13 protein-coding genes are annotated in these 12,654 nt (G+C 75.1%); 7 read left to right on the top strand and 6 right to left on the bottom strand.

Going from position 1 to position 12,654, the window contains the following annotated elements; all coding sequences use genetic code 11:
- The first annotated feature begins 23 nt into the window (after positions 1 to 23).
- Together ACERUJ_RS13725 and ACERUJ_RS13730 are read left to right on the top strand one after the other, a co-directional pair.
- A complete protein-coding gene (locus tag ACERUJ_RS13725; RefSeq protein WP_370249201.1) occupies positions 24 to 293 on the top strand; it encodes a DUF2277 domain-containing protein in 270 nt (89 codons plus the stop codon).
- Positions 294 to 334: 41 nt separating this feature from the next.
- The gene (locus tag ACERUJ_RS13730) at positions 335 to 1,255 is read left to right on the top strand and encodes a Sir2 family NAD-dependent protein deacetylase (protein ID WP_370249202.1); all 921 of its coding nucleotides are present in this window, start codon (positions 335 to 337) and stop codon (positions 1,253 to 1,255) included.
- Positions 1,256 to 1,339: 84 nt separating this feature from the next.
- Here the strand turns inward: ACERUJ_RS13730 and ACERUJ_RS13735 are convergent, their stop codons facing one another.
- A complete protein-coding gene (locus ACERUJ_RS13735) occupies positions 1,340 to 2,026 on the bottom strand; it encodes a metal-dependent transcriptional regulator (RefSeq protein ID WP_370249203.1) in 687 nt (228 codons plus the stop codon).
- A gap of 109 nt (positions 2,027 to 2,135) precedes the next feature.
- Here ACERUJ_RS13735 and ACERUJ_RS13740 point away from each other — a divergent pair, with 109 nt between their 5' ends.
- From ACERUJ_RS13740 to ACERUJ_RS13750, 3 genes are all read left to right on the top strand, one after another.
- Entirely contained in the window at positions 2,136 to 3,491 is a 1,356-nt protein-coding gene (locus ACERUJ_RS13740) for a deoxyribodipyrimidine photo-lyase (RefSeq protein ID WP_370249204.1), read from the top strand.
- An 82-nt stretch (positions 3,492 to 3,573) separates the two neighbouring features.
- Positions 3,574 to 4,344: a hypothetical protein gene (locus ACERUJ_RS13745; RefSeq protein WP_370249205.1), complete on the top strand. Its 771-nt coding sequence runs from the start codon at positions 3,574 to 3,576 to the stop codon at positions 4,342 to 4,344.
- A gap of 72 nt (positions 4,345 to 4,416) precedes the next feature.
- Positions 4,417 to 6,036 (top strand): glycoside hydrolase family 13 protein, encoded by a 1,620-nt coding sequence (locus tag ACERUJ_RS13750; RefSeq protein WP_370249206.1) that lies wholly within the window; start codon positions 4,417 to 4,419, stop codon positions 6,034 to 6,036.
- A 30-nt stretch (positions 6,037 to 6,066) separates the two neighbouring features.
- Here ACERUJ_RS13750 and ACERUJ_RS13755 read toward each other — a convergent pair whose 3' ends face one another.
- Both ACERUJ_RS13755 and ACERUJ_RS13760 read right to left on the bottom strand, forming a co-directional pair.
- Positions 6,067 to 6,528, bottom strand: a complete 462-nt coding sequence (locus tag ACERUJ_RS13755) for a MarR family winged helix-turn-helix transcriptional regulator (protein ID WP_370249207.1) — start codon at positions 6,526 to 6,528, stop codon at positions 6,067 to 6,069.
- Positions 6,528 to 8,114 (bottom strand): MDR family MFS transporter, encoded by a 1,587-nt coding sequence (locus ACERUJ_RS13760; RefSeq protein ID WP_370249208.1) that lies wholly within the window; start codon positions 8,112 to 8,114, stop codon positions 6,528 to 6,530. Before ACERUJ_RS13760 ends, ACERUJ_RS13755 begins: the two co-directional genes overlap by 1 nt.
- 494 nt (positions 8,115 to 8,608) lie before the next feature.
- Between ACERUJ_RS13760 and ACERUJ_RS13765 the strand changes: the two genes are divergently transcribed.
- The gene (locus tag ACERUJ_RS13765; RefSeq protein ID WP_370249209.1) at positions 8,609 to 9,397 is read left to right on the top strand and encodes a crotonase/enoyl-CoA hydratase family protein; all 789 of its coding nucleotides are present in this window, start codon (positions 8,609 to 8,611) and stop codon (positions 9,395 to 9,397) included.
- 46 nt (positions 9,398 to 9,443) lie between these two features.
- On the opposite strand, the gene pdxH is transcribed toward ACERUJ_RS13765, so the two are convergent.
- Positions 9,444 to 10,097 (bottom strand): pyridoxamine 5'-phosphate oxidase, encoded by a 654-nt coding sequence (pdxH, locus tag ACERUJ_RS13770; protein WP_370249210.1) that lies wholly within the window; start codon positions 10,095 to 10,097, stop codon positions 9,444 to 9,446.
- Between the two features lie 103 nt (positions 10,098 to 10,200).
- Here pdxH and ACERUJ_RS13775 point away from each other — a divergent pair, with 103 nt between their 5' ends.
- Positions 10,201 to 11,307: a citrate synthase 2 gene (locus ACERUJ_RS13775; RefSeq protein ID WP_370249212.1), complete on the top strand. Its 1,107-nt coding sequence runs from the start codon at positions 10,201 to 10,203 to the stop codon at positions 11,305 to 11,307.
- An 84-nt stretch (positions 11,308 to 11,391) separates the two neighbouring features.
- Here the strand turns inward: ACERUJ_RS13775 and ACERUJ_RS13780 are convergent, their stop codons facing one another.
- Both ACERUJ_RS13780 and ACERUJ_RS13785 read right to left on the bottom strand, forming a co-directional pair.
- Positions 11,392 to 11,973 carry a hypothetical protein gene (locus ACERUJ_RS13780; protein WP_370249213.1) on the bottom strand — a complete coding sequence of 194 codons (582 nt, stop codon included), beginning with the start codon at positions 11,971 to 11,973 and terminating at the stop codon, positions 11,392 to 11,394.
- 150 nt (positions 11,974 to 12,123) lie between these two features.
- Positions 12,124 to 12,648 (bottom strand): GNAT family N-acetyltransferase, encoded by a 525-nt coding sequence (locus ACERUJ_RS13785; RefSeq protein WP_370249214.1) that lies wholly within the window; start codon positions 12,646 to 12,648, stop codon positions 12,124 to 12,126.
- Between the last annotated feature and the right edge of the window lie 6 nt (positions 12,649 to 12,654).

Genomic DNA, 12,654 nt, shown 5'->3' on the forward strand with positions numbered 1-12,654 from the left:
GGACGCTGCGTAGATTGGTCGGCATGTGCCGCAACATCCGCCCCCTGCACAACTTCGAGCCGCCGGCCACCGACGACGAGGTGGCGGCCGCGGCGCTGCAGTACGTGCGCAAGATCGCCGGCACCACCGCCCCCTCCCGCGCCAACGCGGAGGCCTTCGACGCCGCGGTCGCCGAGATCACCGCGGCCACCCGACGTCTGGTCGACTCCCTGGTCACCGCCGCCCCGGCCCGCGACCGCGAGGTGGAGGCCGCCAAGGCCCGCGCCCGCGCGCAGGTGCGCTACGGCCGCTGATCGGCACCCCGCGAGACCCCGAGCCCGGAACCTGAGCCCGCATGCCGAGCCGACCCGCACCGCACGCCGCCGTCACGACGCCGTCGCTGCGCCTGCCCGACACCGCACCCCGCCCGCCCGACCCGCCCGACGGCGCCGCCTGGCGCGAGGCGCTGGACCTGCTCGCCGCGCGGCCCCTGGTACTGCTCACCGGCGCGGGGGTGTCCACCGACTCCGGCATCCCAGACTACCGCGGCCCGCAGGCCCCGGTGCGCGCGCCGATGACCTTCCAGGAGTTCGTGTCCGGACCCGGGGCCCAGCGCCGCTACTGGGCTCGCTCCCACCTCGGGTGGGGCCGGATGGGCCACGCGGTGCCGAACGACGGCCACCGCGCCGCCGCGCGACTGGGTGCCGACCTGCTCGTCACCCAGAACGTCGACGGCCTGCACGAGGCCGCCGGCGCCCCGCGCGTCGTGGCGCTGCACGGCCGGATCGCCGACGTCGTGTGCCTGGACTGCCGCACCCGCTCCTCCCGCGCGCTGCTGCAGGAGCGGATGACCGCCCTCAACCCCGACTTCCTCGCCGGCGGCGAGGCCCTGGAGACCCGCCCCGACGGCGACGTCGACCTCGACGACGACGCCGTCGTGGCGCGCTTCGTCGTGCCGGACTGCGAGGTCTGCGGCGGGGTGCTCAAGCCCGACGTCGTGTTCTTCGGCGAGAACGTGCCGCGCCCCCGGGTGGCGCGGTGCACCGAGGCGGTGGACCGCCTCCCCGACCGCGACGGCGCCCTGCTGGTGGCCGGCTCGAGCCTGACGGTGATGAGCGGGCTGCGGTTCGTGCGGCGCGCCGCCAAGGCCGGCACCCCGGTCGTGATCCTCAACCGCGGCGTCACCCGGGGCGACCCCCTGGCCACGGTGCGGCTCGAGGCCGGCACCAGCGAGTTCCTCACCGCCCTCGCCGACGCCCGCGCCGCGCGGGGCTGAGGTCTCCCGTCGTCACCAGCGAAAAGCACCGGTTCCGACGCGGATCCGGTGCATTTCGCTGGTGACGACGGGAAACGGCGCCCCTCAGAGGCGCGTGACGAAGATGTGCTCGGCGGAGTCGTGCTCGATCTCCGCGGTCTCCCCGCCCGAGCCCACGAGCACGCCGTGACCGGTGGCGACGACGGTGATCGACTTGTCGGGCAGCGCGCCGGCGCGACGCATGGCGCTCATCAGCGCCTCGTCCTTCTGCATCTCCTCCGAGATGCGGCGCACGAGCACCCGCGACTCGGCCTCGCCGGCGGCCGCGGAGAGGGACACCACGCCCTCCATGAAGTCCTGCGAGGCCGCAGGCTGGCCGAGCTCGTCCAGGCCGGGGATCGGGTTGCCGTAGGGCGACTCGGTCGGGTGGCCGAGCAGCTCGATGAGCCGGCGCTCGACGGTCTCGGAGATCACGTGCTCCCAGCGGCAGGCCTCCTCGTGCACCAGCTCCCAGTCCAGGCCGATGACGTCGGTGAGCAGTCGCTCGGCGAGCCGGTGCTTGCGCATCACGCGGGTGGCGAGGCGGCGTCCCTCCTCGGTGAGCTCGAGGTGCCGGTCGCCCTCGACGGTGAGCAGGCCGTCGCGCTCCATGCGGGCCACGGTCTGGGAGACCGTCGGGCCGCTCTGGTGCAGGCGCTCGGCGATGCGGGCCCGCAGCGGCACGATGCCCTCCTCGACCAGCTCGTAGATGGTCCGCAGATACATCTCGGTGGTGTCGATGAGGTCGCTCACGCGCCCATTGTGGCGCATCGGGCGTGAGGCCCCACAAGTCACGGACGTCACCGTCGCGCCCGCCTCCCGGGTGGTGCGGGCGGCCCCCCCACCTGACAGCCTCGGCGGAATGACCTCGGTGATGTGGTTCCGCCGCGACCTGCGCCTGCACGACAACCCCGCGCTGCGCCACGCCGTCGACGACGGCGCCGTGCTGCCGCTGTTCGTGGTCGACCCCGCCCTGTGGGGCCCCGCCGGGCCGAGCCGGCGCGCCTACCTCGTGGCCAGCCTGCGGTCCCTGCGCGACGACGTGCCGGTGCAGGTGCGCCACGGCGACCCGCGCGAGGTGGTGGTCGCGGCGGCCCGCGCGGTGGGCGCCACCCGCGTGCACGTCGCCGCCGACTACGGCCCCTACGGCGCGCGCCGCGACGAGGAGGTCGAGAAGGCGCTGGCCGACGCCGGCATCGAGCTGGTGCGCACCGGCTCGCCCTACGCCGTCGCCCCGGGGCGGGTGCGCACCGGCAGCGGCGGGCCGTACCAGGTGTTCACGCCGTTCTCGCGGGCCTGGCGCGAGCACGGCTGGCGCGGGCCGGTGGCGGCCCCGGACAGGACCGGCGGCGTGGACTGGCTCGCCCTCGACGACGCCGAGGAGCTGCCCGACGCCCCGCTGCCCGACGGGCTCGCGCTGCCCCCGGCCGGCGAGGCGGCCGCCCGGGCCCGCTGGGAGGAGTTCCTCGAGCGGGTGGCCGACTACGACGAGCAGCGCGACCGTCCCGGCGTCGACGGCACCAGCCGCCTGAGCCACCACCTGAAGTACGGCGAGCTGCACCCCCGCACGCTGCTGGCCGATCTCGAGCCGCTGATCCAGCGTGGCTCCGAGGGAGCGCAGACGTTCCGCCAGGAGATCGCGTGGCGAGAGTTCTACGCCGACGTGCTGCACCGCCGTCCCGACACCGCGCGGGACTACTACAAGGCCGAGTTCGCGCACATGGAGTACGACGACCCGGGGCCCGGCTTCGAGGCCTGGTGCGAGGGCCGCACCGGCTTCCCCGTCGTCGACGCCGGCATGCGCCAGCTGCGCGCCACCGGCTGGATGCACAACCGGGTGCGGATGATCGCGGCGAGCTTCCTGGTCAAGGACCTCCACGTGGAGTGGCAGCACGGCGCCCGGCACTTCATGCGCTGGCTCGTGGACGGCGACCTCGCCTCCAACCAGCACGGCTGGCAGTGGACCGCCGGCTGCGGCACCGACGCCGCGCCGTACTTCCGGGTCTTCAACCCCACCGCCCAGGGCACCCGCTTCGACCCCGCCGGCGAGTACGTGCGCCGGTGGGTGCCCGAGCTCGCCGCGGCCCGCAAGCCCCACGAGCCGACGGCGGCCGAACGCCGGGCCGGCGGCTATCCCGCGCCGATCGTCGACCACGCCGCCGAGCGCACCGAGGCCCTCGACCGCTACCACCGCCTGCGCGAGCAGCGCGCCGGCTGATCGCGCCGGGGCGCCTCCTCGACGGGCACGGCGCACGGTCGTCGAGGAGCGGGCGCCCACCCCTGACCGATAGGTTCGGGGGGTGCCGACCGCCGCTGCTCCGATGCCGCACCTCACCGTGCCCGCCGCCCGCTGCGGGCCGCCGCGCTCGGGCAACGGCGGATGGACGGCGGGCGCCCTCGCCGCACGGCTGCTCGACGGCCCCGACGACCCCGGTGGCCCCGACGTCGCGCCGGTCACCGTGCGCCTGCACCGACCGCCGCCGCTGGACCGCCCCCTGCCCGTCACCCCCCTCGCCGACGACCCTGGCGCGCTCGTGCTGCTCGACGACGACGCCGACGCGCCGGTGGCCACCGCGCGGGCCGGGGCCCTCGCTGCCGCACCGCCCGCCCCGGTCGACGTCGCCGCCGCGGCGCTCGCCGAGCAGCGCTACGCCGGGCTGGCGCACCACCCGTTCCCCGGCTGCTTCGCCTGCGGCCCGGCCCGGCAGGACGGCGAGGGACTGCGGATCTTCCCGGGCCCGGTGGCCGAGGGGCGGGTCGCCGCCACCTGGGTGCCCCACCCGGCCCTGGCCGAGGACGACCTCACCCTGCCGACGGCCGTCACCTGGGCCGCGCTCGACTGTCCCGGTGGCTGGAGCAGCGACCTCGAGGACCGGCCGATGGTCCTGGGCGAGATGACCGCCGTCGTGCTCCGCGCTCCCCGCGCGGGCGTGCGCCACGTCGTCGTCGGCGAGCACCGGCGCACCGAGGGCCGCCGCACCTGGACCGCCGCCTCGCTGTGGGACGGCGAGGACCTCGTCGGGCACGCCGAGCACGTCTGGGTCGCGATCGACCCCGCCGCCTTCGCCTGACCCCACCGCTTCCGGCCCACCCACACCCCCGGCAGGCCGGCCCCACCCGACCCGCATCACAGGAGGACCCCCGTGAGTTCCACCCCCACCGCCGCGCCCACCTGGTGGCGCGACGCCGTCGTCTACCAGGTCTACGTGCGCTCCTTCGCCGACGCCGACGGCGACGGGGTGGGCGACCTACCCGGCATCACCTCGCGGCTGCCGCACCTGGCGGCGCTGGGTGTCGACGCCGTGTGGCTGACGCCGTTCTACCGCTCCCCCCAGCACGACCACGGCTACGACGTGGCCGACTACTGCGACGTCGATCCGCTGTTCGGCTCCCTCGCCGACGCCGACGCGCTGGTGGCCCGTGCCCACGAGCTGGGGCTGAAGCTGATCGTGGACGTCGTGCCCAACCACACCTCCAGCGACCACGCCTGGTTCCAGGAGGCGCTCGCCGCCGGCCCCGGCAGCCCCGAGCGGGCGCGCTACCTCTTCCGGGAGGGCCGCGGCGCGGACGGCTCCGAGCCCCCCAACAACTGGGACTCGGTGTTCGGCGGCCCGGCCTGGACGCGGGTCGAGGACGGGCAGTGGTACCTCCACCTCTTCGACTCCACCCAGCCCGACCTGGACTGGCGCAACCCCGAGGTCGGCGACCTGTTCGAGGGCGTGCTGCGGTTCTGGCTCGATCGCGGCGTGGACGGCTTCCGCATCGACGTCGCGCACGGGCTGTTCAAGGAGGCCTCGCTGCGCGACCAGGTCAAGCCGGACCCCGACGCCGGTGACCCCGACGCCCCGGCGTCGATGGTCGAGCGGGTCGCGGTGGACGAGCCGATGTGGGACCAGCCGGAGGTGCACGCGGTGTACCAGCGCTGGCACCGCGTGCTGGCCGACTACCCCGGCGACCGGATGGCGGTGGCCGAGGCCTGGACCCGCACCCCGGAGTCGATGGCCCGCTACGTGCGTCCCGACGAGCTGAGCCAGGCCTTCAACTTCGCCTGGCTGCTCGCCCCGTGGTCGGCCACGGCGTTCGCCGACGTCGTCACCGGCACCCTGGCCGCCCTCGCCCCGGTGGGCGCGAGCCCGACCTGGGTGCTGAGCAACCACGACGTCGTGCGCCACCCCAGCCGCTACGGCGGCGGCGCGAGCGGGCTCGCCCGCGCCCGGGCGGCGACGCTCGCGATGCTGTTCCTGCCCGGCTCGGCCTACCTCTACCAGGGCGAGGAGCTGGGCCTGGAGCAGGTCGACGTCGCCCCGGAGTTCCGGCAGGACCCGTCATGGTTCCGCACCGGCGAGCCGGGCCGCGACGGCTGCCGGGTGCCGATGCCGTGGTCGGGGCAGGCTCCGCCGTTCGGGTTCGGACCGGGCTCCCCCCGCGAGGACGGCCAGCCGTGGCTGCCCCAGCCCGCGGAGTGGGCCGCGCTCACCGCCGCCGCCCAGGAGGACGACGCCGCCTCCACCCTCGCGCTGTACCGCGCGGCGCTGGCGGCCCGGCGTCGCCTCGGCGCCGAGGTCGGCGAGGTGCGCGAGGTGGACGTCGCCGTGGACGGTGACGTGCTGACCCTGCGTCGCGGCGCCTGGACCTGCGTCGTGAACTGCGGCGACGCTGCGGTGGCGGTTCCCGCCGGGGAGGCGGTGGTCGTCAGCTCCGGGGCCGCCGTCAGCGAGGGTCTGCTCGCCCCCGACGCCGCCGCCTGGTGGCGCCGCGACTGAGACGCTCCGGGGTCCGGCGCCGTCGACCGATCAGTCGGGGGCGCCGGACCCGCGGTTGAGCGTGCCGTTGTAGCGGGTCAGGTCGGCCACGAAGCCGGCGAGATCGGCCGCGGTCCACTCCACGAGCTGCTCGTCCAGCCACCGGCGGCGGTGGGCGGCGACGTCCTCCATGCGCACCACGGCGTCCTCGGTGACGGCGAGCAGGCTGGCCCGGGCGTCCTGCGGGTCGGGCGTCTTGGTGATCAGGCCGAGCTCGAGGAGATGGGTGACCTGCCGGCTGATCGCGCCCTTGTCGATGTCGTAGAGCTCGGCGAGCGCGGACGCGCGCAGGGGGCCCTGCTCCTTGAGGGTGACGAGCATCAGGTAGGACGCCGACTGCAGGTCGGGGTGGACCGCGCCGGCCCGCACGGCGATCACGCGGCGCACCCGGCGGATCAGCACGCCGATCTGGTGCTCCAGCGCGACCAGCGAGTCGGCCCGGTCCGGGGTCATCAGCGCTCCGCCGACGCGGGCACACCGACGGCGTCGGCCGCGGCGGCCTCCGGCGGGACCCGCTCGCCCCGGGCGGCGTCGCCGAGCGTGGTGCGCAGCGGGGTCTCCCGGATGAACAGCACGGCCACGAGGGCAAGGATGGCAAAGGGCACCGCGAGGAGGAACACGTGCCCGGTGGCCGAGCCGAAGGCGTGCTCGTACAGGTCGCGCCACGGCGTCGGCAGGGCCGCGAGGTCCGGGATCGAGCCGGTGGCGCCGTCGGAGGCCGGCGGCGGGGTGACGCCCTGGGCCACCAGCTGCGCGCCGCCGGTGGTGACGTCGTCCTTCACCTGGTGGCTGAGCACCGCGCCGAGCACGCTGACGCCGATCGAGCCGCCGAGGGAGCGGAAGAACGCCACGGCCGAGCTGGCCGCGCCGAGGTCGGCCACGGGGGCGGCGTTCTGCACCGCGAGCACCAGGTTCTGCATGGCCGCGCCCAGCCCCAGGCCCACCACGACCATCGAGGCGGCCACGCGCACCAGCGGGGTGTCGGCGTCGATCGTGCCGAGCAGGACGAAGCCCACGACCACCAGCACCAGACCGCCCACGAGCCACCGCTTCCAGCGGCCGGTCGCGGTGATGATGCGACCCGAGACGAGGCTGGAGACGAGCAGGCCGCCGACCATCGCGATCGACATCAGACCGGCGTGGGTGGGGCTCATGCCGCGGGCCAGCTGGAAGTACTGGCTGAGGTAGACCGTCGCGCCGAACATCGCGACACCGACCAGCGCGGCGGCGCCGGTCGCGAGCGCCGTGGTGCGGTCGCGGAACAGCCGCAGCGGGATGATCGGGTCGCTGGCGACCTTGGCCTCCACCAGGATCGCGGCGGCGAGCACAACCACGCCGGCGCCGATGAGCCAGGCGCTGGTGGCGCTGATCCACGCGAACTCCGAGCCGGCCAGCGACACCCAGATGAGCAGCAGGCTCACCCCGCCCACCAGCAGAGTGGCACCGAGGTAGTCGATGCGGGTCTCGCGGCGCACGACGGGGATCCGCAGGGTGCGCTGCAGCACCACGAACGCGGCGAGCGCGAAGGGCAGGCCGATGAAGAAGCAGCCGCGCCAGCCCAGCGGGCTGTCCACGACGACGCCGCCCAGCAGCGGGCCGCTCACCGTCGCGGTGGCGAACACCGCGCCGATGTAGCCGGAGTACCGGCCCCGCTCACGCGGGGGCACCATCGCCGCGATCACGACCTGGACGAGCGCCGTCAGGCCTCCGACGCCGAGGCCCTGCACCACGCGGCCCCCGATCAGCACCCCCATCGAGGGCGCGAGGGCGGCGATCAGCGAGCCCACGGTGTAGATCACCAGGGCCGACTGCACCAGCAGCTTCTTGTCCCACAGGTCGGCGAGCTTGCCCCACAGCGGGGTGCTGGCGGTCATCGCGAGCAGCGTCGCCACCACGACCCAGGTGTAGCCGGACTGGGTGCCCTGCAGGTCGGTGACGATGCGGGGCAGGGCGTTGCTCACCACGGTGCTCGACAGCATCGCCACGAACATCGCGAGCAGCAGGCCGCTGAGGGCCTCCAGGATCTGGCGGTGCGTCATCACGGGCGGCTGCCCGTGGTCAGCGTGCTCCCCGAGGTGCTCGTGCGGCGGTGGCGTCTCCCCGCCGGCCCGGTGCGCGGGGGTGTGACGGGAGCGGACGTGCTGCGGGCGATGGGACGTGGTGGACATACCCCTCCTAACAGTTGACTTCATCAACTATATTCCGGATCGGGAGGGAGGAAAACGCAGACGACCCGCAGTCGTGGCGCCGACCCCGGTGACCGGGGATCGGGTGCCGCACCGGAGGGACGCTCCGGATCGACTGCGGGTCGGGTGACTGCTGAGGATTCGCCAGCAGCGCAACCGGGGTTCAGGACCCCGGCCAGGGTGCTGGGCTGCTAGCGGGCAGCCACCTCACGTGTCCCAGAAATCATTGTTTCGGACCACCTCCTTCCTCGTGTACGAGCAAGATTAGGTCGCTCCTCGCGCTCCCACAACGCCTTTCTCGCGCGTGCCCACCACGCCGGTCCCGGGCTCCGCCCTAGGCTCCGACCATGTCCGAGCAGACCGCCCCGCGCCCCGCCGTCGACGTCGTCCGCCACGGTCCGGTGGCGGTCATCACCCTGGACCGACCGGAGGTGCGCAACGCCGTCGACGACGCCACCGCCGCCCTGCTCGACGACGCCGTCGCGGCCGCCGACACCGACCCCGACGTCGCCGTCATCGTGCTCACCGGGGCGGGTGGGGTGTTCTGCGCCGGCGCGGACCTGCAGGCCCTCGCCGCCGGCGACACCCGCGACCTCTCCCCGGGCGCGCGTGGCCCGATGGGCCCCACCCGGCGCACCACGGTGACGCCGGTGATCGCCGCGATCGAGGGCCCGGCGGTGGCCGGCGGGCTGGAGCTCGCGCTGTGGGCGGACCTGCGGGTCGCCGCCCGGGACGCGACGTTCGGCGTCTACTGCCGCCGCTTCGGGGTGCCGCTCATCGACCTCGGCACGGTGCGCCTGCCCCGCCTCATCGGCCACAGCCGCGCGATGGACCTCATCCTCACCGGCCGCGGCATCGACGGCGTCGAGGCCGAGCGGATCGGGCTGGTCAACCGGGTCGTCGAGCCCGGCGCGGCGCTGGACGCCGCCCTCGAGCTCGCCACCTCCCTCGCCGCCCTCCCCCAGAACTGCCTGCGCCACGACCGCCTCTCGGCGATCGAGCAGTGGGACCTGCCCCTGGACGCCGCCCTGCGCGGCGAGCTCGCCCACGGCTACGCCGTCCTGGCCTCCGGCGAGACCCTCGCCGGCGCCACCGCGTTCACCGCCGGCGCCGGCCGCCACGGCACCCCCCGTTGATCCGGGGGCTGCTGTCGTGCGTTGCAACCCCGGGGACCCCCGCGGGTCAGGGGGCGAGGCGGGAGGTGGTCCAGCCGGCGCCGGTGCGGCGGTAGAGGAGCCGGTCGTGGAGGCGGGAGGGGCGGCCCTGCCAGAACTCCACCGACTCCGCGCGCACGACGTAGCCGCCCCAGAAGTCGGGCAGCGGCACGTCGGCGCCCTCGAACCGGGCGGCGGCGTCGTCGTAGGAGGCCTGCAGCGCGGCGCGGTCGGGGACGACCGAGGACTGGCGCGAGGCCCACGCACCCAGCTGCGAGCCGCGGGGGCGCACGGCGAAGTAGGCCGCCGCCTCCTCGCGCGGCAGCGGGGTGGCGACGCCCTCGATGCGCACCTGGCGCTCCAGCGGGTGCCAGGGGAACAGCAGCGAGCAGCGCGGGTTCGCGGCCAGGTCGCCGCCCTTGCGGGAGTCGTGGTTGGTGAAGAACCGCCACCCGTCCTCGCCGAAGCCCTTGAGCAGCACGATCCGGGCCGACGGCACACCGCCGGCGTCGGCGGTGGCGAGCACCATGGCGTTCGGTTCGTACAGCCCGGCGGCCGCGGCGTCGTCGAACCAGCGGGAGAACAGGGCGAGGGGGTCGGCGGTGAGGTCGGACTCCTCCAGGCCCCCGCGCGTGTAGTTCTCGCGCCACCCGCTGAGGTCCACTCCCGACTGCCCGCTCACCTCCACAGGGTAGGACGCCGCAGCGTGCCCGAGCGGGTGGTGCAGAATCAGCCGGTGGGCCACCCATGCCCGCCCACCACCGCATGCGAAGGAGCACCGGCTCATGACCGAGGTACACCACGGCCTGGAAGGCGTCGTCGCGTTCGAGACCGAGATCGCCGAGCCCGACAAGGAAGGCTCCGCGCTGCGCTATCGCGGTGTCGACATCGAGGACATCGTCGGCCGCGTCCCGTTCGAGAACGTCTGGGGTCTGCTGATCGACGGGTCCTACACCCCCGGCCTGGCCCCGGCCGAGCCGTACAACCTGCCGGTGCACACCGGCGACGTCCGCGTCGACGTCCAGGCCGCGGTCGCGATGCTCGCGCCGGCCTTCGGCTTCGGCCAGACCTACGACATCAGCGACGAGCAGGCCCGCGAGGACCTCGGCCGCGTCGCCGTCATGGTGCTCTCCTACGCCGCCCAGTCCGCGCGCGGCCTGCACAAGCCGGTCGTGCCGCAGCGCATCGTCGACAGCGGCGCCACCCTGGCCGAGAAGTTCCTGCTGCGCTGGAAGGGCGAGGCCGACCCCAAGCACGTCAAGGCCATCGACGCCTACTGGAGCAGCGCCGCCGAGCACGGCATGAACGCCTCCACCTTCACCGCCCGCGTGATCACCTCCACCGGCGCCGACGTCGCCGCGGCGTTCTCGGGCGCGATCGGTGCCATGAGCGGCCCGCTGCACGGCGGCGCCCCCTCGCGCGTGCTCGGCATGATCGAGGACGTCGAGCGCACCGGCGACGCCGAGGCCTACGTCAAGGGCCTGCTCGACTCCGGCGAGCGCCTGATGGGCTTCGGCCACCGCGTGTACCGCGCCGAGGACCCCCGCGCCCGCGTGCGGCGTCGCACCGCGCGCGCGCTCGGCGCCGCCCGCGACGCGGTCGCCGAGGCCCTGGAGAAGGCCGCCCTGGCCGAGCTCCGCGCCCGCCGCCCCGACCGCGTGCTCGAGACCAACGTGGAGTTCTGGGCCGCCATCGTGCTCGACTTCGCCGAGGTGCCGGCGAACATGTTCACCTCGATGTTCACCTGCGCCCGCACGGGCGGCTGGTCGGCGCACATCCTGGAGCAGAAGCGCACCGGTCGCCTGATCCGCCCCTCGGCCATCTACACCGGCCCGTCCTCGCGTCCGGCCGACGCCGTCGAGGGCTGGAACCCCGACTGGGCCGCCAGCTGACGCTCTCCCCTCGTTCCTCGGTCTCCGGCCGGTCCCGCTCGCGGGGCCGGCCGGAGCCGTTCCCGGACCTTCCCGCGCGCAGGGTCAGAGCCGGCCGCGGAACCAGGAGGTGTCCCCGCGCGCGCCGGCGCGGGTGAGGGAGAGGTGCACGTGGTCGCGGTGGCGCAGCGTGGCCGAGCAGGTGCGACGACGGTGGCAGGAGCCGCTGAGGTACGGCTCGGGCGCGTAGCCGCGCCACGCGGAGTAGATCCGGTCGTCCCAGATGACGTACATGACCCCCATCCGCCGCGCGGTCGCGGCGGGCTCACCGCGGGCGTCGGTGTCGAAGAGGTCGTCGAGCAGCCGCTGCGCGGAGCGACGACCGGCGCGGGTCCGCGCGTCGGCCGCCCAGTCGATCGCCCGGCCCTCCTGGTGCTCGGAGGTCACCGGCGTCACGAGCTCCCCGTGCTCGGAGCGGGCGGGGTCGCACCGTCGTCCCAGGGACACCACCGCCGAGCCGTAGCGGCGCACCAGGAACCGGGCCAGCACCAGGGTGCCGGGCCGCGGGTGGGGTGAGCACCGGGTGGCCGGTTGGTAGGCGGGGAAGTCCTCCAGGACGGGAGCGGCGTCCGCTCGCGGGGGTGGGAGCATCAGCACGCCGACCAGGAGCACCAGGACCAGGGGCACGGCCCGGCCCTCCCGCGACGACCACCCGCTCCGAGACACCCCACCGACGCTAGGCGCTGCACGACGACGCCGTCCGGCGGACGCCGCGAGCCTGCCCGATCGTCGGGCGGCATGGCCCGACTGAGGGGTGGGTGCCGCCCCTGGAACCGGTCAGCCCAGCCGCTTGCCGAAGCAGCGGCTCAGCGGGGAGTCGCGGTAGTGGCCGAACCCGGGCACGGGCACGTAGCCGCTGGAGGTGTAGAGCGCGATCGCCTCGGGCTGGGCGGTGCCGGTCTCGAGCACGATCACCGACGCGCCGGCGGCCGCGGCCGTGGCCTCCAGGTGCGCCAGGACCCGGCGGGCAACGCCGAGGCCGCGGGCGCCCGGCGCGACGTACATCCGCTTGACCTCGACACACGCCCCGGGCGCCTCGGCCACACCGAGCACCGCCAGCCGCCGCTCGCGCCACGCGCCGGTGCCGACCGGCTCGGCGCCGCGGTAGGCCACGACGAACAGTCCGCGCGGCGGGTCGAACTCCCCGGGGTCCACCGGGCTGGCGTCGTGGCTGCCGTAGCGGCGGACGTACTCCTGCTGCACCTCGGCGATCAGCCGGGCGGCGTCGGGGTGGGTGTAGCCGACGGCCTCGATCCGCAGCCCGGTCGTGTCGGGGCGCGGCTCGCCCGGGATCGTCACCATCGCACC

The sequence above is a fragment of the Nocardioides sp. genome (assembly GCF_964228225.1).
In the GTDB taxonomy this organism is placed as follows: domain Bacteria; phylum Actinomycetota; class Actinomycetes; order Propionibacteriales; family Nocardioidaceae; genus Nocardioides.

What these genes read in the sequence shown, in the direction of transcription:
- ACERUJ_RS13725 (WP_370249201.1), top strand. Translation starts at nt 24, where the DNA reads ATGTGCCGCAACATCCGCCCCCTGCACAACTTCGAGCCGCCGGCCACC.
- ACERUJ_RS13730 (WP_370249202.1), top strand. Translation starts at nt 335, where the DNA reads ATGCCGAGCCGACCCGCACCGCACGCCGCCGTCACGACGCCGTCGCTG.
- ACERUJ_RS13740 (WP_370249204.1), top strand. Translation starts at nt 2,136, where the DNA reads ATGACCTCGGTGATGTGGTTCCGCCGCGACCTGCGCCTGCACGACAAC.
- ACERUJ_RS13755 (WP_370249207.1), bottom strand. Translation starts at nt 6,528, where the DNA reads ATGACCCCGGACCGGGCCGACTCGCTGGTCGCGCTGGAGCACCAGATC.
- ACERUJ_RS13760 (WP_370249208.1), bottom strand. Translation starts at nt 8,114, where the DNA reads ATGACGCACCGCCAGATCCTGGAGGCCCTCAGCGGCCTGCTGCTCGCG.
- ACERUJ_RS13765 (WP_370249209.1), top strand. Translation starts at nt 8,609, where the DNA reads ATGTCCGAGCAGACCGCCCCGCGCCCCGCCGTCGACGTCGTCCGCCAC.
- ACERUJ_RS13775 (WP_370249212.1), top strand. Translation starts at nt 10,201, where the DNA reads ATGACCGAGGTACACCACGGCCTGGAAGGCGTCGTCGCGTTCGAGACC.
- ACERUJ_RS13785 (WP_370249214.1), bottom strand. Translation starts at nt 12,648, where the DNA reads ATGGTGACGATCCCGGGCGAGCCGCGCCCCGACACGACCGGGCTGCGG.